Source organism: Sphingomonas sp. P4_G3, assembly GCF_056401105.1.
The window spans coordinates 296,991-315,476 of record NZ_JBFUJZ010000001.1 but is presented as its reverse complement, the minus strand read 5'-3'; the positions used below and the strand labels follow the sequence as shown (position 1 = coordinate 315,476).

At 65.2% G+C, this 18,486-nt stretch carries 17 protein-coding genes; 10 read left to right on the top strand and 7 right to left on the bottom strand.

The window, feature by feature from the left end; genetic code table 11:
* The first annotated feature begins 68 nt into the window (after nucleotides 1-68).
* From AC1DQQ_RS01490 to AC1DQQ_RS01480, 3 genes are read left to right on the top strand one after another with little or no spacing between them, the layout of a single operon-like run.
* The gene (locus tag AC1DQQ_RS01490) at nucleotides 69-1,277 is read left to right on the top strand and encodes an efflux RND transporter periplasmic adaptor subunit (protein WP_478044077.1); all 1,209 of its coding nucleotides are present in this window, start codon (nucleotides 69-71) and stop codon (nucleotides 1,275-1,277) included.
* Nucleotides 1,278-1,281: 4 nt separating this feature from the next.
* Nucleotides 1,282-4,467 carry an efflux RND transporter permease subunit gene (locus AC1DQQ_RS01485; protein ID WP_478044076.1) on the top strand — a complete coding sequence of 1,062 codons (3,186 nt, stop codon included), beginning with the start codon at nucleotides 1,282-1,284 and terminating at the stop codon, nucleotides 4,465-4,467.
* Entirely contained in the window at nucleotides 4,464-5,882 is a 1,419-nt protein-coding gene (locus AC1DQQ_RS01480) for an efflux transporter outer membrane subunit (RefSeq protein ID WP_478044075.1), read from the top strand. The genes AC1DQQ_RS01485 and AC1DQQ_RS01480 overlap by 4 nt, the downstream gene beginning before the upstream one ends.
* 261 nt (nucleotides 5,883-6,143) lie before the next feature.
* On the opposite strand, the gene AC1DQQ_RS01475 is transcribed toward AC1DQQ_RS01480, so the two are convergent.
* Nucleotides 6,144-6,821, bottom strand: coding sequence for an FABP family protein (locus AC1DQQ_RS01475; protein WP_478027784.1), 678 nt, complete (start codon nucleotides 6,819-6,821; stop codon nucleotides 6,144-6,146).
* A 196-nt stretch (nucleotides 6,822-7,017) separates the two neighbouring features.
* Between AC1DQQ_RS01475 and AC1DQQ_RS01470 the strand changes: the two genes are divergently transcribed.
* Nucleotides 7,018-9,075 carry an alkaline phosphatase D family protein gene (locus AC1DQQ_RS01470; RefSeq protein WP_478044074.1) on the top strand — a complete coding sequence of 686 codons (2,058 nt, stop codon included), beginning with the start codon at nucleotides 7,018-7,020 and terminating at the stop codon, nucleotides 9,073-9,075.
* A 6-nt stretch (nucleotides 9,076-9,081) separates the two neighbouring features.
* Here the strand turns inward: AC1DQQ_RS01470 and AC1DQQ_RS01465 are convergent, their stop codons facing one another.
* The 4 genes from AC1DQQ_RS01465 to AC1DQQ_RS01450 form a co-directional block, all read right to left on the bottom strand.
* Nucleotides 9,082-9,546 (bottom strand): styrene oxide isomerase, encoded by a 465-nt coding sequence (locus tag AC1DQQ_RS01465; protein WP_478044073.1) that lies wholly within the window; start codon nucleotides 9,544-9,546, stop codon nucleotides 9,082-9,084.
* A 42-nt stretch (nucleotides 9,547-9,588) separates the two neighbouring features.
* Complete coding sequence (locus AC1DQQ_RS01460) at nucleotides 9,589-10,203, bottom strand: hypothetical protein (RefSeq protein WP_478044072.1); 615 nt, start codon at nucleotides 10,201-10,203, stop codon at nucleotides 9,589-9,591.
* An 89-nt stretch (nucleotides 10,204-10,292) separates the two neighbouring features.
* Entirely contained in the window at nucleotides 10,293-10,895 is a 603-nt protein-coding gene (gene wrbA, locus AC1DQQ_RS01455; RefSeq protein ID WP_478044071.1) for an NAD(P)H:quinone oxidoreductase, read from the bottom strand.
* A gap of 114 nt (nucleotides 10,896-11,009) precedes the next feature.
* Nucleotides 11,010-11,732: a pirin family protein gene (locus AC1DQQ_RS01450; RefSeq protein WP_478044070.1), complete on the bottom strand. Its 723-nt coding sequence runs from the start codon at nucleotides 11,730-11,732 to the stop codon at nucleotides 11,010-11,012.
* Nucleotides 11,733-11,844: 112 nt separating this feature from the next.
* Here AC1DQQ_RS01450 and AC1DQQ_RS01445 point away from each other — a divergent pair, with 112 nt between their 5' ends.
* The 5 genes from AC1DQQ_RS01445 to AC1DQQ_RS01425 all read left to right on the top strand — a co-directional run bounded on the left by AC1DQQ_RS01445 (nucleotide 11,845) and on the right by AC1DQQ_RS01425 (nucleotide 14,726).
* A complete protein-coding gene (locus AC1DQQ_RS01445; protein WP_478027776.1) occupies nucleotides 11,845-12,759 on the top strand; it encodes a LysR family transcriptional regulator in 915 nt (304 codons plus the stop codon).
* Between the two features lie 158 nt (nucleotides 12,760-12,917).
* The gene (ctrA, locus tag AC1DQQ_RS01440) at nucleotides 12,918-13,619 is read left to right on the top strand and encodes a response regulator transcription factor CtrA (RefSeq protein ID WP_478027775.1); all 702 of its coding nucleotides are present in this window, start codon (nucleotides 12,918-12,920) and stop codon (nucleotides 13,617-13,619) included.
* Between the two features lie 310 nt (nucleotides 13,620-13,929).
* Nucleotides 13,930-14,142 (top strand): cold-shock protein, encoded by a 213-nt coding sequence (locus AC1DQQ_RS01435; RefSeq protein ID WP_478027774.1) that lies wholly within the window; start codon nucleotides 13,930-13,932, stop codon nucleotides 14,140-14,142.
* 61 nt (nucleotides 14,143-14,203) lie between these two features.
* Nucleotides 14,204-14,389, top strand: coding sequence for a hypothetical protein (locus AC1DQQ_RS01430; protein WP_478027773.1), 186 nt, complete (start codon nucleotides 14,204-14,206; stop codon nucleotides 14,387-14,389).
* 133 nt (nucleotides 14,390-14,522) lie between these two features.
* Nucleotides 14,523-14,726 carry a hypothetical protein gene (locus tag AC1DQQ_RS01425; RefSeq protein ID WP_478040065.1) on the top strand — a complete coding sequence of 68 codons (204 nt, stop codon included), beginning with the start codon at nucleotides 14,523-14,525 and terminating at the stop codon, nucleotides 14,724-14,726.
* A 2-nt stretch (nucleotides 14,727-14,728) separates the two neighbouring features.
* On the opposite strand, the gene AC1DQQ_RS01420 is transcribed toward AC1DQQ_RS01425, so the two are convergent.
* Both AC1DQQ_RS01420 and AC1DQQ_RS01415 read right to left on the bottom strand, forming a co-directional pair.
* The gene (locus tag AC1DQQ_RS01420; RefSeq protein ID WP_478027771.1) at nucleotides 14,729-14,944 is read right to left on the bottom strand and encodes a hypothetical protein; all 216 of its coding nucleotides are present in this window, start codon (nucleotides 14,942-14,944) and stop codon (nucleotides 14,729-14,731) included.
* Nucleotides 14,945-15,324: 380 nt separating this feature from the next.
* Complete coding sequence (locus AC1DQQ_RS01415) at nucleotides 15,325-16,980, bottom strand: amidohydrolase (protein WP_478027770.1); 1,656 nt, start codon at nucleotides 16,978-16,980, stop codon at nucleotides 15,325-15,327.
* Nucleotides 16,981-17,076: 96 nt separating this feature from the next.
* Between AC1DQQ_RS01415 and AC1DQQ_RS01410 the strand changes: the two genes are divergently transcribed.
* On the top strand, nucleotides 17,077-18,315 hold the full coding sequence (locus tag AC1DQQ_RS01410) for a threonine ammonia-lyase (RefSeq protein ID WP_478040063.1): 1,239 nt from the start codon (nucleotides 17,077-17,079) through the stop codon (nucleotides 18,313-18,315).
* Nucleotides 18,316-18,486: the final 171 nt, after the last annotated feature.

The window sequence follows — 18,486 nt, the reverse complement described above, 5'->3', positions numbered from 1 at the left end:
TCGCGACTGATAAAATTTGCGACAAAGCGGTGTTTGACACGCACCGATCGGGAAACCATCAGCCGCCCATGCCTCTACTTCCCCATCGTCGGGTGGCGCGGTCCGCCCTTGCCGCCCTATCGATCGGCTTGTTCGCGCTGAGCGCGTGCGGCGCGCGCGACAATGAAGCGAAGGGTGGCCGGCGTGGCCAGCAAGGCACTCCCGAGGTCGGCTATATCGTCATCCAGCCGGCCAGCGTCCCAATGGTGACCGAACTCGCCGCGCGGACCAATGCCTATCAGACGTCCGAGGTCCGGCCGCAGGTATCGGGCATCATTCGCAAGCGCTTCTTCACCGAAGGGTCGTTCGTCAGGAAGGGCCAACCGCTCTATCAGATCGACCCCAGCCTCTATCGCGCGGCGACCAACCAGGCCGCCGCCAATCTAGCCAGCGCGCAGGCGAGCGCCGAGGCAGCCAAGATCAAGGCCGATCGCTACGCCCCCTTGGCCAAGGAGCAAGCAGTCGCGGCGCAGGATTACACCGACGCCGCCGCCGCGGCGCGCCAGGCCAGCGCCGCGGTCGCCCAGAACCGCGCCGCGCTGGACACCGCGAAGATCAACCTGCGTTTCACCACCGTGCCCGCGCCGATCAGCGGCAAAATCGGCCGATCGCTGTTCACCGAAGGCGCCTTGGTCGCCAACAACCAGACCGATCCGCTGGCGGTGATCTCGGCGCTCGACCCGATCTATGTCGATATCCAGCAAAGCTCCGCCGACCTATTGCGCCTGCGCCGCGCGCTCGCCGGCGGTGGGGCGGTGCCGAGCAAGGCCGAAGTCCATCTGAAGCTCGAGGATGGCAGCGATTACGGCTATGTCGGCAGCGTCGAATTCTCCGAAGTCACGGTCGATCCGACGACCGGTACGGTGAATTTGCGCGCGCGCTTCCCCAATCCGCAGGGACTGTTGCTGCCCGGCATGTTCGTCCGCGCCAACTTCGCCCAGGCGAGCGACCCCAATGCGTTCCTGATCCCGCAGACCGCGGTGACGCGCGATCCCCAGGGCAACGCTCAAGTCTATGTGCTGAGCGCCGACAATAAAGCGATCCCGCGTACTGTGACGACGTCGCGTACCGTCGGTATCAATTGGGTGGTGACCGGCGGCCTGAAACAGGGCGACAAGGTGATCACCGAGGGGATCGGCAAGCTGAAACCTAACCAGCCGGTCAAGGCGGTACCCGCCGGCTCGCCGCAGAAGATCGGGGTGCCGCAAGGGGGCAAGCGCACCGGCAAGGGCGGCTGAGCCCATGTCGCGCATCTTCATCGACCGGCCGATCTTCGCCTGGGTCATCGCGATCATCATCATGCTGGTCGGCCTGGGCAGCATCTTCACGCTGCCGGTCGAGCAATTCCCCGACGTGGCGCCGCCGCAGGTCAACATCCGCGCGACCTATCCGGGCGCGTCGGCGGTCACGCTGGAGAACAGCGTCACCCAGGTGATCGAACAGCAGCTGACGGGGATCGACGGGCTGCTCTATTTCAGCTCGAATTCGTCGTCGCGAGGCCAGGTGACGATCAGCGCGACCTTCCAGAAGGGCACCAACCCCGACATCGCGCAGGTCCAGGTCCAGAACAAGGTGCAGCAGGCGCTGAGCCGCTTGCCCCAGCAGGTCCAACAACAGGGCCTGACGGTGACCAAGTCCAACCCCGACTTCCTGCTGATCGCGGCGATCTACGACACCACCGACCAGAAGACGAATATCGACGTCTCCGACTATCTTGTGTCGAATCTGCAGGACTCGATCGGGCGCATCCCGGGCGTCGGCGACACCAACGTGTTCGGCGCGCAATATGGCATGCGCATCTGGCTCAACCCCGACAAACTGCAAAGCTACAGCCTGGTCCCCGCCGACATCACCACCGCGATCACCGCGCAGAATGCCGAGGTCGCGGCGGGCGAGGTCGGCGCGGTGCCGAGCGGCCCGGACCAGATGCTCGATGCGACCGTCACCGCGCAGTCGCGCCTGTCGACGCCCGCGCAATTCGCCAACATCGTCGTCAAGACTCAGCCCGACGGATCGACCGTGCGGCTGGCCGATGTCGCACGGATCGAATTGGGCGCGGAAAGCTATGCCTCGATCAGCCGCGTCAACGGCCATCCCGGCGCGGGCATCGCGGTCAGCCTGGCGCCGGGCGCCGACGCCCTGACCACCGCCGAGCTGGTCAAGAAAGAGATCGAGAACCAGTCGAAGAACTTCCCGCAGGGCTTTGCCTACGATTTCCCCAACGATTCGACGACCTTCATCAAGCTGTCGATCAACGACGTGGTGAAGACGTTGTTCGAGGCGATCGTGCTGGTCGTCATCGTCATGTTCGTCTTCCTGCAGAGTTGGCGCGCGACGCTGATCCCGACGATCGCCGTGCCGGTCGTGTTGCTCGGCACGTTCGGCGTGTTCGCCATCGCCGGCTTCTCGATCAACACGCTGACCCTGTTCGGCCTGGTCCTCGCGATCGGCCTGCTGGTCGACGACGCCATCGTCGTGGTCGAGAATGTCGAGCGCGTGATGGAGGAGAATCCGGGGATGTCCCCCCGCGATGCCACTATCCAGTCGATGAGTGAGATCCAGATCGCACTGGTCGCGATCGCGCTGGTCCTGTCGGCGGTGTTCCTGCCGATGGCGTTCTTCGGCGGATCGACCGGCGTGATCTATCGCCAATTCTCGCTGACGATCGTGTCGGCGATGGTGCTGTCGGTGGTCGTCGCGCTGATCCTGACGCCGGCGCTGACCACGACCTTGCTCAAGCGCAAGGAAGAGGAGCGCCACGACGGCTGGGTCTATCGCCACACCGAAAAAGCGCGCGACTGGTTCAACACCAATTTTGAGCGGATGGTGAATTGGTACACCGCCCGCGTGGCCAGGGTGGTCGACCGCAAATGGCTGTTCCTGGCGATCTATGCCTGCGTCATCGCGATCCTGGTGATCCTGTTCGTGCGACTGCCGACCGGCTTCCTGCCGACCGAGGACCAGGGCTTCGCACAGATTCAGTTCAACCTGCCCGCCGGCGCGACGATCAACCGCACCCAGGCCGCGCAGAAGACGATCGAGGATTATTTCCTCAAGACCGAAGGGAAGAATACCGCTGCCATCTTGAGCGTCGCGGGTGCCGGTGGTGGCGGCGGCGGCGGTGGCGGGCAGAACGCCGGCCGCGGCTTCGTCGCGCTCAAGGATTGGAGCGAGCGCAAGGGCAGCGAGAACGGCGCCGATGCGATCACCAACCGCGCGACCAAGGCGCTGGGTGCCTTACGTGACGTCGAATTCTACGCGACCGTGCCGGCGGCTGTGCGCGGCCTCGGCCAATCGTCGGGCTTCACCGTCGAGCTGGAGAATAGCGGCGGCCTGACTCGTGACCAGTTCCGGGCGGCGCGCGACAAGTTGCTGGCCGATGCCCGCGCCGATCCGACACTCGCTGCGGTGCGCCCGAGCGACTTGCCCGACCAGCCCACGCTCAAGGTCGACACCGACGCCCAGAAACTGTCGGTGCTCGGGCTGACCCAGGCCAGTGTCAATGCGACCCTTTCGACCGCCTGGGGCGGCAGCTATGTCAACGACTTCAACGACCGCGGCCGCGTCAAACGCGTCTATGTCCAGGGTGATGCGCCGTACCGCTCGTCGCCCGAGGATATCGCCAAATGGTATGTCCGCGGGACAAACGGGCAGATGGTCCCCTTCTCCTCTTTCGCAACCATCTCCTGGTCGAACGCGCCGACTTCGTTGAGCCGCTTCAACGGCATTTCCTCGTACGAAATCTCCGGCCAGTCGGCGCCGGGCAAGAGCTCGGGCGATGCGATGAAGCGGATCGAGGAAATGGCCGCCAAGATCCCGGGTACCTCGATCGAGTGGAGCGGCGCGTCGTATCAGGAGCGTCTGTCCTCGGGCCAGGCGCCGATCCTCTACGGCCTGTCGTTGTTGGTCGTGTTCCTGTGCCTGGCCGCGCTGTACGAGAGCTGGACGATCCCGATCGCGGTGCTGCTGATCATTCCGCTCGGTCTGGTCGGGTCGGTGTTCGCGGTGACGCTGCGTGGGCTGCAGAACGACGTCTATCTGCAGATCGGCCTGCTGACGACCATGGGCTTGGCGGCCAAGAACGCGATCCTGATGATCGAATTCGCCGAACAGGCGGAGAAATCGGGCAAGCGCGTGATCGAGGCCGCGCTGGAAGCCGCGCGCATCCGTCTCCGCCCGATCCTGATGACCAGCTTCGCGTTCATCTTCGGCGTGCTGCCGCTGGCGATCGCGACCGGTGCCGGCGCCAACAGCCGCGTCGCGATCGGCACCGCGGTGATCGGCGGCATGCTGACCGCGACGATCCTGGCGGTGTTCTACATCCCGTTGTTCTTCGTGCTGGTCCGTCGCACGGCGCGCGATGCGCTGAAGCACCTCCACCACGAGCATCCGGCCCCGCCGCCGGCCGAACCGGAGGCGACGGCATGATCCGCAAGCTGACCGCCGTGACGATGATGGCGAGCCTGACCGCCTGTTCGCTCGCACCCAAATATGTCCGCCCGGCAACGCCGGTGCCGCAGAGCTGGCCGGTCGGCGACGCCTATCTGCGCAGCAGCGAAGCGGCGCTGCCGACGGTGCGCTATCAGGACATCTTCCGCGATCCGCGGCTGCAGGCGCTGATCACCCAGGCGCTGGCCAACAATCGCGACCTGCGCGTCGCTGCCGCCAATATCGCCGCGGCGCGCGGGCAGTTCCGCATCCAGCGCGCCGAATTGCTGCCCGAGGTGGACGCCAATGCCGGCGCAACCTTCCGCGGCGGCCAGGGATCGACCGGGTCGAAATCGAGCTTCGACACCAATATCGGCATCAACGCGTTCGAGGTCGACCTGTTCGGGCGCATCCGCTCGGAAAGCGACCGCGCGCTCAACAGCTATTTCGCGACCGAAGCGGCGGCGCGCGCGACGCGGCTGACGATGATCGGCGACATCGCCGACGGTTGGCTGGCCTATGCATCGGACAAGAGCCTGCTCAAGATCGCGCAGGACACCGCGGCCAGCGCGCAGAAGAGCGTCGAGCTGACGCAAAAACGCCTCAACGGCGGGATCGCGCCGCGCACCGATCTGCGCCAGGCGCAATTGACGCTCGACACCGCCAGGGCCGACGTCGCCAACCAGACGACCTTGCTGGCGCAGGACGTCAACGCGCTGCAATTGCTGGTCGGCGCGCCGATCGATCCGGCCAATTTGCCCAATTCGATCGATGAAGCCGGCGCGACGCTGGCGGAACTCCCGGCGGGGCTCGATTCGTCGATCCTGCTTCGCCGTCCCGACGTGGTCGAGGCCGAATATCAATTGCGCGCCGCCAATGCCGAGATCGGCGCGGCGCGCGCGGCCTTGTTTCCCAAGATCAGCCTGACCGGGCTGGTCGGCTTCGTCAGCAACGCGCTGGGCTCGCTGTTCACTGGCGGCGCCTTCAACTGGCAGGCCGGCGGCGCCGCAACCTATCCGATCTTCCGCGCCGGCGCCGGCAAGGCCAATGTCGACGTCACCAAGGCGCAGCGCGACGCCGCGGTCGCGACCTACGAAAAGACCATCCAGACCGCCTTCCGCGAAGTCGCCGACGCACTCGCGCGGCGCGGTACGATTACCGATCAGCTGACCGCGACGCGCGACCAGCTCGACGCCGCGGCGGACAATTACAAGCTGTCGGACATGCGGTACCGCGGCGGGATCGATTCCTATCTCGACAGCCTGGTCGCACAGCGCTCGCTCTATTCGGCGCAGCAGACGCTGATCAACACTCAGCTGATCCGCGCGAGCAACCTGGTCACGCTGTACCGCGCCTTGGGTGGCGATTCATTGGTCGAGGCTACCAAGGACGGACCGAAGGCGCCGGCGAATTAGGACGGATCCACCTTCGTATCTCCCCTCCCGGTAAGGGAGGGGCGCTTACGAGATAGGCAGGTCGAAATGCCCCCCGGCATTTCTAAATTATGCCGGGGGCATGATTTACCTGCCAATCTCGTAAACGGGGGTGGGTGAAGCATCGGGCGAGGCTCGATGCCTCGTCCGATGCTATTTTGTCGATCGGTTCATGAGTCTTTTTGAGCGCGCAGACGCGCGCACCCACCCCCAACCCCTCCCTGCAAGCAGGGAGGGGAGCACCTAGGGATTGCCAGCAGAAGCTTCACCCTTCGCCTTCCGCGCGGCGATGATCTGCGCCCAGGGGTTGGGCACAGGATCGCTGATCCGCACCAGCGTGTTCTGGTCGCGATGCGCGAACGGCTTGTCCTGGCCGTGCACGGCCAGAGTCGTATCGGTGACATAGCTCCACGAGCCGTCGGCATTGAACGTTATCTCAATCCGATAATGATCGGTGCGGAAGGCGTATTCGAGGAACGCGGTCGAGCAGATGCCATATTGGGTCTGGCCGCGCTCGGCATCGACCGTGATCGTGTCGGCATCGGCGGTGGCGTGACCGGCCGCCAGCGCGACCTGGCCGCGCGGGATCGCCAGGGTCTGCATCACCAGTCCGGTGGCGGGTTCCCATAGCCAATAGCCGACCTGGTCGTGGAAGGTGATGTCCTCTTCGGCCGTGGTGATGTGGATATGGTAGCGCAAGCCGTAGAAGAGCTGCGGGCCGTTCGCTTGCGGGTCGATCGGCTGGAAGTCGATCCGCTCGATGAATTCGCGGCGCTCCGGCCCGTCGGCCTTGGGATTGAGGTCGACGCCCTTGCGCGCTTCCCAGCCGCCCGCCAGCCGCCGCAGCGGCCCGAGATTGGCAAGCGTGTCGGGGTCGACATCGGTCGGCTCGGTGAAGACGTCGGCGGGGAAGGGAGTCATGGCAGTTCCTTTCGGCCATCCCGATACCAACGACGCGTGATGAAGGGGAAGGGCAAGTTTGCCCGTCGGCACCTCCCCTCTTGCCTGCGCCGCCGACCGGGTCCAGGTGTGTTCGTGTCATAGAACAGCGCTCCACCCGATCATGCATGGGTGACCGGCGCGCGACATAAGGGTTTGGCACAAAGAAGCGGGGACGATGAGCATGGATAGACGCGAATTCATTTCCGCCGCCGCGGCGCTGGGCGCGACCGCTTTGTGGGCCACCCGCTCGCCTGCCACATCACACCTCGCCTGGCGCGAAGATCGTAGCCTCTATCCGCAAGGCGTCGCCTCGGGCGACCCCGACGAGCAGAGCGTCATCCTGTGGACGCGGCGCCCGTTCACCGGAAGGGCGCGCGCCGATTTGACTGTCGAGGTGTCGCTCGACCCCGATTTCAAGAAGGTCGTGGCAATCGCCCGCACGCCCGTACTGGCGGAATCAGACTGGACCTGCCGCGTGCTGGTCGGGGGACTGAAGCCCGCCACGGTCTATTGGTACCGCTTCAGCGACGAGACCGGGGCCGGAAGCCGTATGGGGCGGACAATCACCGCGCCGCGCCAGGATGACCCGCGCACAGTGCGCTTCGCGTTCGTGTCGTGCCAAAGCGTCAATGAAGGGGCACAGAACGCCTTTCGCCGGATGATCTGGGAGGACGAGCGCGCGCCCGCTGACCGCAAGCTCGGCTTCGTGCTCCATCTCGGCGACTTCATCTACGAAGTCGTCGAATATCCCGACGAGGTGCCGCACCGTTATTCGCGCACCGTCTACGATCTCGGTCGGGTGCCCGATGCGCGCAAGGTGAGCAATTTCCACGTGCCGACCAACCTCGCCGGCTATCGCCACGTCTATCGCGCGCATATCGACGATCCCGACATCCAGGACGCCCGCGCGCATTTCCCCTTCGTGTGCATCGGCGACAATCACGAATTTTCGTGGCAGGGCTGGCAGAGCTTCATCAAATATGGCGGCAAGGTCGAGCCGGCGCAGCCGCTGCGCGTCGCCGCCAACCAGGCGTGGTGGGAATATATCCCGTCGCGCGTCCGCAAGGTATCGGGTGCCGGGCTCGACCGGTTCGGCCCGCCCGCGGTGACGAAAGCGCCGATCGAGACGTTCGACGATCATGGCTTCGGCACCGAGCCCAACAACCGCGTCGCCGTCGGCAGCATGACCGCCTATCGCGCGCTGCGTTATGGCCGGCACATCGACCTCATCCTGACCGACTTCCACAGCTACAAAGCGGCCGACCCGACCGACCGGCCCGAGGCGGCGGCGCTCGACTCGGGAGAATATCCGGTCCTCCCGCAAGAGTGGACGGAGATCGTCGATGGCGGGAAGGACTTTGCCGGCGGCAAGCCGCCCGCGACGATCGCGATCGGCGACAAGAGCATCCCCAATTTCCGCAAGGACGAGCCCGCTTACACCGTGCTCGGCCGCGAGCAGAAAGCGTGGCTCAAGGACCGACTCACCCGGTCGACCGCGACCTGGAAAATCTGGGGCGCGACCAACGGCACGCTCGACATGCGGACCGACCCGCAGAACCTGCCCGCCGGATTGATCCAGGCGCCATGGCCGGGCAAGGGCTTCGGGACTTTCGGCAATCCCGATTTCAGCGGGGCCTTCAACGAGCGCGCGGAAATCTACGACACGGTGCGCGACCACAAGGTGTCGGGGTTCGTCACCGTCTCGGGCGACCGCCACAGCTTCTGGGCCGGCTATGCCGCGCCGGCCTTGCCGCCGGCCGGGTTCGCGCCGGTCGGGATCAGCTTCATCACCGGGTCGATTTCCGCGCCGGGCCTGGGCGAAGCCGCCGAATTTTTCAAGGATTCCCCGGTGCTGCCGCTGTACGTGCGCAAGACGACGGCGGCCGCGCCCGAGCACACGATCAATCTGACGATCAAGCGCGGCGTCCGCAGCGCGCTGGAATATGCGGCGAGCGGCGATATCGCGAAGGCCCGCGCGGTGACCAATCCGGACGTCGCACCGCATCTCGAATTCGTCGACATGGCCGGGCACGGCTATGGCGTCGTCAGCGCCGGGCCCGACACGATCGACACCGAGTTCGTCTGCATTGTCCGCCCGATCGCACGCGCGACGACGCCCGACGGCGGACCGCTACGATATCGCGTGTCGCATCGCGCCAAGCGCTGGAGCGCCGGCGATCGGCCGACGCTCGAGCAACGCGTGCTGGAAGGCGATCCGAAATTGTCGATTTGAGCGGCGCTAAGGTTGGGAGCGGTCGCGTTCGGATTGAGCCGGGCGCCGGCAGAAGCCGACCATGACGAGTATGAGCCCACCCGACATCAAGGCGACGACGACGACCAGCATGGTCGACACGATCGCTTCGTGAATCGCGGTTCCCGTCATTTGGGCGCCAACGATCGGCGTCAGTTTCCCCGTGCCCCAAAATGCTGCCAATTGGGTCGCGGCCCAATTGGTCCAGCTTCCCGCGACGAGCAAGAGGAGTGCGACCCTCTTCAAGCCGTGCGGCAATTCGACCGCTGTCCACGCCGCGCCCAGCGCGATCAAGAGGATGCCGTTGAGCAGTCCCTCGACATGCGCTGAGAGACCCATGCGCGGATTGGCCATCAGGGTCGTGGTCAAACCGGAAATGATGCCGAGCAGCAGCAACGCGGTACCCGAGCGGAAGAGCAATAGTGCCTGGCCAGTCTTTCCGCTGCCTGACATCGTGTCATGCCGTCCATTTGCCCGGACACTCACGGCCATTATCTAATGTTCGAACCGCACCAGGCAGAGGCCGGGAAAGCCACCCTGCCCCTGATGCCATTGGCCGGTCCAGGTGCCGTTGACCGCGCGTGCCGCCTCCGGGCAGCGGAGGTTGGCATCGCCCTGCCCGCTGATCGCGCCGCCATCCACCCCGCGCAATATCCCGGCGAGGTTGCCACCCGCTGCGCCGACACCGTAGCGGACGGGGCTGTTGTTCCAGAAGCCATTGGACGATGCGAGCGGCGGCGACGTCCGCGCGGGCGGCGTGGCGGCCGCGGCGCCGACAGCCGCCGCCGATCCGGTCACATCGTAGAGATCGGCATAGGATCCGCCATTTTCGGTGTAGCGGATCTTCTTGCGGTAGAGGTCGATCTGGACGCGGACGTTGCGCGCGGGATCGAACAGGAAGACCGACCATTCGTCGCGCGCATCCTCGACAAAGGCGTTGGTCTGCTTGCCCGCTTTGTCGAATTCGGCCCAGGCGCGCGGGCCGGTCTGGCGGTACGTCCCCTGGGGATAAGTGACGCTGCGAACATTGGCGCCGGTGGCGGGCACCTCCGCGGCGACTGCCGGTAGGGTCACCATGACGGCAATCGCGGCAACAGCTAGCCTCAACATCGTCCGCCTCCTCTATGGCCAGACGGACCATAAGGGAGGCGAAGCGATCGGGCTAGGGAGCGAGGCCGGTCACGCGACCGGCCCACGGCTCAGGCGGCGAGTTTCGCCGCGACTTCGGCGACGCGGCGGCCCTGGTAACGGGCGCCGTCGAGGTCGACCTGGCTCGGCTGACGGCTGCCATCGCCATCGGCGATCGTGCTGGCGCCGTAAGGCGAATTGCCATGGACTTCCTTGACGCCCATCTGGCCGGCAAAACCGTAATCGAGCCCGACGATCGTCAACCCGAAATGCAGCAGGTTGGTGATGATCGAGAACAGGGTCACTTCCTGGCCGCCATGCTGGGTCGCGGTCGAAGTGAACGCCGCGCCAACCTTGCCGTTCAAGGCGCCGCGCATCCACAAGCCGCCGGCCTGGTCTAGGAACGACGCCATCTGGCTCGACATGCGGCCGAAGCGGGTCGGCGAGCCGACGATGATCGCGTCATAATCGGCGAGCTTGTCGATACCCTCGATCACCGGATGCGAGATGTCCGGCTTGAACCCGGCGGCCTTGGCGACTTCGGCCGGCGCGGTTTCGGGGACGCGGCGAATGTCGACCTCGGCACCGGCGCCGCGCGCGCCTTCGGCGATGGCGTCGGCCATCTGCTCCATATGGCCGTAGGACGAATAATAGAGAACGAGGACCTTGGTCATTGGGGGACTCCTTCAGTTGGGGGATGGGAGGCCCCCTCCCCGGGGTCGGAGAGGGGGCTGGGCCGGCGCGTTGGGAGGAACGCCGCGCCGGCTCGGGGGGAACAGGGTGCAGTCTTAGTCGGCGTCGACCAGGACGAGTTCGGCATCGTCGAGCGCCTTGATCTCGACGGTCTGACCGCCGGAAATCGCGATGCCGTCGCGGGCCTCGTAGCGCTCGCCAAGGATTTCGACCGCGCCGGTGGCGGGGACGAGATAGGCGTGGCGCCCCTCGCCCACCGTGTGGCTGACGCTCTCGCCCGCCTTGACGGTGGCGCCCATCACCCGGGCATCGGCGCGGATCGGCAAGGCGCCGTCATCGTCGGCGAACCCGCTGGCGAGGGTCACGAACTTGCCCGAGCGATCGTCCTTGGGAAACGGCTTGGCGCCCCAGGACGGCGAGCCGCCGAGCCGCTTGGGCTCGATCCAGATCTGGAAGAGCGTGGTCGATTCAGGCTCGAGATTGTACTCGGCATGCCGAACGCCGGTTCCTGCGCTCATCACCTGGACGTCGCCCGCAGCGGTGCGGCCGACATTACCCATCGAGTCCTGGTGCGTGATCGCGCCCTTGCGGACATAAGTGATGATTTCCATGTCGCGGTGCGGATGCGGCGGAAAGCCCGAATTCGGGCCGATCTCATCGTCGTTCCACACGCGGATGGTGCCCCAGCTCATGCGCTTGGGGTCGTAATAATCGGCAAAACTGAAATGATGCCGGGCATTGAGCCAGCCGTGATCGGCATGGCCCAGACTGTCGAAAGCGCGGCGCTCGATACGGGTGGCAATATTGGTGTCGGTCATGAAAACCTCCATTCGTTGCCGCCAAGATAGGCATCACCGGCATCGCGTAAATGGAAACGATTGAAACCGATCGTTTCCTATTATAAGCCATCTTGGTTCACCGGGAGGAATGATGAAGCTACCCGATTTCGAGGCCTGGGCGATCTTCGCGACGGTGGCCGAACACCGCTCGTTCAGCGGCGCAGCCGACGCGCTGGGCGTGTCCAAGGCAACCATATCCAAGGCGATCACCCGGCTCGAACAGTCGCTCGGCACGTCGCTGTTCCACCGCACCTCGCGCCGGCTGACGCTGACGCAGAGCGGCGAGAGTCTCAGCGAGCATGCCCAGCGCATCCTGGCCGAGGGTCAGGCCGCCGAGGAGAGCGCGCACGATGCCGCCGCGGCGCCGGTCGGCCTGATCCGCGTCGCCGCGCCGCTGACGTTCGGCATCCGCCATGTCGCGCCCGTCGTCGCCGATTTCATGGTCGAGCATCCCGGCGTCCATATCGATCTGAGGCTGTCCGACGCGAAGGTCGACATCGTCGCCGAAGGGTTCGACATCGCGCTGCGCATCGCCGATCTGCCCGACAGCTCCTTGCGCGCGCGGCGGCTGGCGCCGGTCGAAACGCGCATCGTCGCCTCCCCGCTCTATCTCGACCGGCGCGGACGGCCCAAACATCCGCTCGAACTCGGCGAGCACGACATCTTCGCTTATGCCAACGTCCCCAGTACGACCTGGACCTTTCGTGGGCCGTCGGGCGAGGAAGTCGCGGTGCGGCCCAACGGACGCTTCACCAGCGACAATGGCGACGCCAATTTGCCGCTGCTCCACGCGGGGCTGGGGATCGCGCGCCTGCCCGATTTCATCGTCGACGAGGAAATTGCGGCAGGACGGCTGGAAGCAATTCTCACCGACTGGAAAGGTCCGTCGATCGCGCTTCACCTCGTCACGCCGCCGAGTGCGTTACGGCCCGCTCGCGTAGAACTCCTGATTGAGTTCCTTGCCGCCCGGTTTAAGGAATTATGCGCGTCGCAAACGCGACATTAATCGGCTTGCGAATCACTTTGACACCCCGCGACTCGCGGAGTCAGGCCGGTTAGCGAAGAATTAACCTTTGTCCTTCAGATGTGCTTAGGTTAATGGAATATGTCGAGTGTGGGCGGCCAACGGGGGCAGCTTGCCGCAAGTGACAGGGGGTTTCGCTGATGCGCGTGTTGCTGATCGAGGACGAGCCGACGACGGCCAAGGCCATCGAGCTCATGCTGACGACCGAAGGGTTCAACGTCTATACGACCGACCTTGGCGAAGAAGGTTTGGACCTCGGCAAGCTGTATGATTACGATATCATCCTGCTCGACCTGAACCTGCCGGACATGCACGGTTATGACGTGCTGAAGAAGCTGCGCACCGCGCGGGTCCAGACCCCGGTGCTCATTCTGTCGGGTATTAGCGAGATGGACTCGAAGGTCCGCTCGTTTGGTTTCGGCGCCGACGATTACGTCACCAAGCCATTCCATCGCGAAGAGCTGACCGCGCGCATCCATGCCGTCGTCCGCCGCTCGAAGGGCCATTCGCAGTCGGTGATCAAGACCGGCAAGCTGGCGGTGAACCTGGATGCCAAGACCGTTGAGGTCGATGGTGCCCGTGTCCACCTGACCGGCAAGGAATATGCGATGCTCGAGCTGTTGTCGCTCCGCAAGGGCACGACGCTTACCAAGGAAATGTTCCTCAACCATCTCTATGGCGGAATGGACGAGCCCGAACTCAAGATCATCGACGTCTTCATCTGCAAGCTGCGCAAGAAGCTCAGCCTGGCGACCGACGGCGAGAATTACATCGAGACCGTGTGGGGCCGCGGCTATGTGCTGCGCGAGACCGACGAGGTCGAGGCGGCGCAGGTCGCCTGAGCCAAAAAATCAAGGTTAAAAGGGGGATGGGGGTCGTGGCGCCGCAAGGCACCGCGGCCCTCTTCTTGTCGGCAAGGACGGCCGGCGTCCGAGCAAAGTTCACCGTCCGAAAACGCACCGCGCGGGATCGAAAAGCCGAGCCGCCACGGGCGGTCTCGGGCTCACCCTTTCAAATTCGGCCCGAATACGCTAGGTCGCACTCGCTAGAGTCGCATATCGACGGTTTTCGGCGCTGCGGCACCAATCCTTCTTTCCCTGCCCCTTAAGCGGTAAGTCTTCATTCGGAAGACGGAAATCGAAGGAAATATTCATGGCCATCACTGGCACCGTCAAGTTTTTCAATGCCACCAAGGGGTTTGGCTTCATCTCCCCCGACGCCGGCGGCGAAGATTCGTTCGTTCACATCAGCGCGGTCGAGCGCGCCGGCATGGCGACGCTGGAGCAGAACCAGCGCGTGTCGTACGAACTGGAAGCGTCGAAGAATGGCAAGATGGCGGCCTGCAACCTGCAGAACGTCGACTGACGCCAAGTTGATACGGCGGCGCGATCCCGCGCCGCCGCTTTCCCCAAGCCGGAGAACCGCCTTGGCGCAAAATACTTTTCGTGAAAATGCGGCCGTCGCGCAAGCGGAGGCCGATGCGGCGAAGCTGGACAATGTCCGCGATCGCTGCCTGCGGGCTGCGGCGGCATGGGAAGCCATGGCCGAACGCCAGGAACGGGTCGAACGCGCCCGCGCCCAGAACCGACCGGTCGACGCGCTGGTCGATTGACGCCGATGCGGAGCCGCGATCGAGGCGACAATCCGCCCGATCCGCGGCTGCCATCGCACACCGGCCGATAGGACCGAATGCCATTTCACCGGAGGGACAGACGATCGAACGCGAGTTCAAGTCGGCCGCCGAATTGAAGGGCGAACTGGACTGGGCACTAACCGTGCTGCTCAGCGCCGACGTCACCGGTCGTATCGCGTTTGATGAGCCGGTCCCAGCTCAAGCCGCGACCGCGCAATGCTGCAATTGGGACGTTACTGTCTGCTGCTCGCCCGACGATGACGATGTCGTCCAGGCGGCGATCATGCACGTCGCCGATCGCTGGGATCTGGCCTGACGCTATTGCTCGCGGTTTCTGGCCGGACGGCGCGCGCTCGACGGCAGTCGCACGCGAAGCCGATCGTCGAAGCCGCGCAACAGGCGCCGGCGCTCGCTCGCCGCGCGAAGCAATATCACCAGCATCGTCACCAGGATCGGGACGGCAATCACGATGAAGACAATAGCGAGTGCCTGGTGAGAGACGATGATGGTTCTCCAGCCTGCAAGCGGGAGCACGATCGGTCTCTCAGTCAGCGGCGCTCAAGGGAAACTGCCGCTGATATAGTCTCTTATCACGGCCGGCCGACCCCGGCCAGCAGCGATCCGGTCTTAGAGCGTGATGGCGTGAGTTTGCCCCGTCGTGACGGAGCGGATTTTGGCGCAGGGCGAGGAACGAGGAGGGAGCGATGCATAATGCATCGTGACCGACGAGAGACGCTGCCCTGCGCCAAAAGGCGCCCGCCGCTTTGCGGTTGCCCGGGCGCGCCCGCTGGTCTGCGTCGCGGTCCTTGCGCGTAGCGCCGCTACGCGCTGCACACCGCTCCTTGCCAGCGAACACGCCCGGGCAATCACGACGGGGCAAACTCACGTCATCACGCTCTAACCATCAACTGGCGTCAGCCCGTCTTGCGGACATAGATCTTGGCGCCGCCGATCCAGGTTTCCTCGACCTTGGTCTGGCGCAGGTCGCTCGGGCTCGCCAGCATCGGATCGCGATCGACAATGATGAAGTCGGCGAGTTGGCCGGGCGCGAGGCGGCCGAATTTCTCCTCGGCGAACCCGGCATATGAGCCCCCCTGGGTAAAGGCCCACCACGCCTGTTCGCGCGTCACCTTTTCCTCGGGCCGCCAGCCGCCGAACGGCTCGCCATTGGCGTCCTGGCGCGTGAACGCCGCCGCCCAGCCTGCCCAGGGATCGGGGCTCTCGACCGGATAATCCGACCCGAACGCGAGCGGAACGCCGTTTTTCAGCATCGTCGCCCACGCATAAGCGCCGACCAGCCGGTCCGGACCAAGCCGCGCCTCCGCCATCGCCCGGTCGGACGTCGCGTGGGTCGGCTGCATCGAGGCGATCACCTTCAGGCTGGCAAAGCGCGGCAGATCGGCGGGGTCGACGATCTGGGCATGTTCGATCCGCCAGCGGCGGTCGCCCTTATAGGTGTTCGACATCGCCTCGATCGCGTCGAGCACCTGGCGGTTGGCACGGTCGCCGATCGCGTGGACCGCGACCTGGAACCCGTCCATCGACGCGCGGCTCATATAATTCTGCAGCACGTCGTCGGTCATGAACCCCGCGCCCGACTGACCCGGCGCGTCGCTATAGGGTTTGAGCAGCCAGGCGCCGCGCGAACCGAGCGCGCCATCCGCGAACAGCTTGACCCCGGCCATGCGCAGGCGATCGTTATACAGCCACGGCGTCGGGCCGTTGCCGCCAATCCGGACCGCGGTATCGACACCGAGGCCATAGCTCATGATCCGCACGCGCAGCGCGCCGCGGTCGCCGGAGCGGCGCATCGCCAGCCAGTCGTCCATCGACGTGCCCATGTCCGACGTCGCGGTGATGCCGAAGGCGAGCAGGATCTCCTGCGCTTTCGCCAGCGCGAGGTCGCGCTCCTTGGGCAACGGCTGCGGCACGACCTTTTCGATCAATTGCTGCGCGGCATCGACGAACACGCCAGCGGGCTGGACACCGATCTTCTCGATCCGGCCGCCTGCCGGGCTCGCGGTTTTGGCCGTAACGCCCGCTTCCCTGATCGCCGCGCTATTGGCCCAGCTGGCATGGCCGTCGGCGCGCTCAAGCCAGACCGGGCGATCGCCGACCGCCGTGTCGAGATCGGCCGCGGTCGGGAACCGGCCCAGGCCCCATTTCTCCTGGTTCCAGCCACCACCCAAGATCCATTTCTTCTCGGGATTGGCCTGGGCGTAAGCGGCGATCTTGGCCTTGGCCTCGTCGAGCGTCTTGGTGTCCGACAGATCGAGTTCGAGCGCGCGGAAGCCGAGGTCGATGACATGGCCATGCGCGTCGATGAACCCGGGGAGCAGGGTCCGCCCCTTCTGGTTCGACAGCCAGTCGAGCTTGTCGGGGCGTTTGTCGCCCGACTGAATCAGCTTCTTCACCTTGCCGTCGTTGCCGATCAACACGCCGCTGAAGTGGATCACCCGGCCATCGGCGTCCATCGTGATGCCGTTGACATTGTCGATCAGCCCGTCGGCCAACGCGGGCGTGGCGATCATCGACAGCGCGACGGCCGCCCCCACCAGCTTACGGATCATTCGCGGCCAACTCCCGTTTCTTGCGCTCAAAACGCTGCGCTGCGGCGGGCATAAGCCGTGTTCCCCCGCCGCGCTAGATCGTCTAGGCGAGCCGGCATGACTCTCGCCGAAACGACCGCCGTCATCCCCGTCACGATCGAAGACGTCCGCGCCGCGCATGCGCGCATTCGCGATTCGATCGTCCGCACGCCCACCTTCATCAGCAAGACGCTGAGCGAACTGACTGGCGCGACCGTCTATCTCAAGTTCGAGAACCTCCAATTCACCGCGGCGTATAAGGAGCGCGGCGCGCTCAATACCTTGCTTCAGCTCGACGACGCTGCGCGCGCCAAGGGCGTGATCGCGGCGTCGGCGGGCAATCATGCCCAGGGCCTGGCCTATCACGCGCACCGCCTGGGCATTCCGGCGACGATCGTGATGCCGACCAACACGCCGATCGTGAAGGTGACGCAGACTGAAGGCCATGGTGCCAAGGTCGTGCTTCAGGGCGACACGTTCGACGCGGCCTATGCCCATGCCCGCCAGCTCGAGCAGGAATGCGGCTTCACCTTCGTCCACCCGTTCGACGATGCGCGCGTCATCGCCGGCCAGGGCACGGTCGCGGTCGAGATGCTCGAGGACGTGCCGGCGATCGACACCTTCTTGACTCCGATCGGCGGCGGCGGGCTGATCAGCGGCATGGCGGTGGTCGCCGCCGCGGCGGACCATCCGATCGAAGTGGTCGGGGTCGAAGCCGAGCTCTATCCGTCGATGTACAACCGCATCAACGGCACCCAATATCCGTGCGCGGGCGACACGTTGGCCGAGGGCATCGCGGTCAAGGAACCGGGCGGAATCACCTCGGCGATGGTCCGCGAACTGGTCGACGAAATCGTCCTGGTCGGCGAACGCAGCCTCGAACAGGCGGTCAGCCTGTTGCTGCAAATCGAGAAATCGGTGGTCGAGGGTGCCGGCGCGGCGGGGCTCGCGGCGCTGCTCGAACATCCCGAGCGGTTCAAGGGCAAGACCGTCGGCGTCGTGCTGTGCGGCGGCAATATCGACACGCGCCTGCTCGCCAACGTGCTGCTGCGCGACCTCGCGCGGTCAGGCCGGCTGGCGCGGTTGCGCATCCGATTGCAGGACCAGCCCGGCGCGCTGTTCAACGTCGTCCGCATCTTCAGCGACCAGCGCGTCAACATCATCGAAGTCTATCACCAGCGCGTGTTCACCACCCTGCCCGCCAAGGGGCTGATCACCGACATCGAGTGCGAAGCGCGGGATCGTGCGCATCTCGACCGGCTGGTGGCGGCGCTGAAGGCTGCGGATTACGAGGTGACGCCGGTGGAACTGGCCTGAGGGTGGGCCGGGCGCGGTAGCTAGCGTCTGCTATTGGGCCGTTGCACGAACCCGTTAAACGGGCATTGGGCTGTCGAAAAGATGCAGCACTCCGTTCGGTCCAGCCGGAAAGCTCCATTGGCTTCATCAACGCATCGACCTCGCTGGCCTGATTGCGAAGCACCGTCGAAC